This window comes from Halomonas sp. 3F2F (genome assembly GCF_014897805.1).
Classification (GTDB): domain Bacteria; phylum Pseudomonadota; class Gammaproteobacteria; order Pseudomonadales; family Halomonadaceae; genus Vreelandella.
Map to the genome: position 1 here is coordinate 1 of NZ_JABUZE010000157.1, position 1,114 is coordinate 1,114.

At 58.5% G+C, this 1,114-nt stretch carries 1 protein-coding gene; it reads right to left on the bottom strand.

The genetic code is table 11. The annotated features are described in order from the left end of the window. Positions 1–1,114 (bottom strand): amino acid adenylation domain-containing protein (locus tag INT21_RS16450; RefSeq protein WP_193085487.1); only part of this gene is annotated, 1,114 nt, incomplete at both ends.

Sequence of the window (1,114 nt, forward strand, 5' to 3'; positions counted from 1 at the left end):
CTTCTTCCATCTCGCCCTGAGGCGGCTCGTGCTGAGAGCCACTGGTCAAATCCGGCTCGGGTAGGGCCTTGCGATCCACCTTGCCGTTGGGGTTCAGTGGCACCACATCGAGGATGACCACGACGCCCGGCACCATATAGTCCGGTAGTCGCTGCCCTAGCGATTCACGTAGTGAACTGGTGTCGAGCGGAATATCGTCCTGGGGAACCACATAAGCGACTAACCTAGAACCACCAGGTCCTTCTTGAGAGACCACTACTGATTCGCGAACCTCCGGCTGAGCTAATAGCTCGGCTTCGATCTCGCCAAGTTCGATGCGTAGGCCGCGTATTTTCACTTGGTAATCAAGGCGACCCAGGTACTCGAGCTGGCCATCCTCCCGCCAGCGCACTAGGTCACCGGTGCGGTAGAGGCGTTCGCCTGGCACAAATGGATCAGCGATAAAACGTTCTGCGGTAAGATCTGGGCGATGCAGATAGCCCCGTGCTAAGCCCACTCCACCGAGATAGAGCTCTCCAGCGACGCCTGACGGTGCCAAGTTAAGATCACCATCCAGTACGTAAGTGCGGATACCAGCGATCGGTTGGCCGATAGCTACCTGATTGCGCCCATCGTCTTGGCACGTCCAGTGGGTAACATCAATGGCCGCTTCGGTGGGGCCATAGAGGTTGTAGAGCCCCGTGTGAGGCAACCGAGCCAATACTTGGTTCTGCAGTTCAGCCGGTAGCGCTTCGCCGCTGCATACCAGACGTGTCAGGCTTGTGCAGGCTTCTATCTCACTCTCCCCCCCGCCATGCGCCAGGAAGGCCTGCAGCATCGACGGCACGCAGTGCAGCGTGGTGATCTTGTGGGTACGGATTAGCTCGACCAATTGTGCCGGTTCGCGATGGGCACCTGGTGGCGCCACCACCAGCTGCGCCCCCTTCATCAGCGGCCAGAAGAACTCCCACACCGAGACATCGAAGCTGAATGGCGTCTTCTGTAGCACCGCATCGTCGGCTGTTAAGCCATAGGCATTCTGCATCCACTGTAGGCGATTAGTCAGTGCATGGTGACGGTTAGCCACGCCCTTGGGTCGCCCGGTAGAACCCGAGGTGTAAATCACATAAGCGAG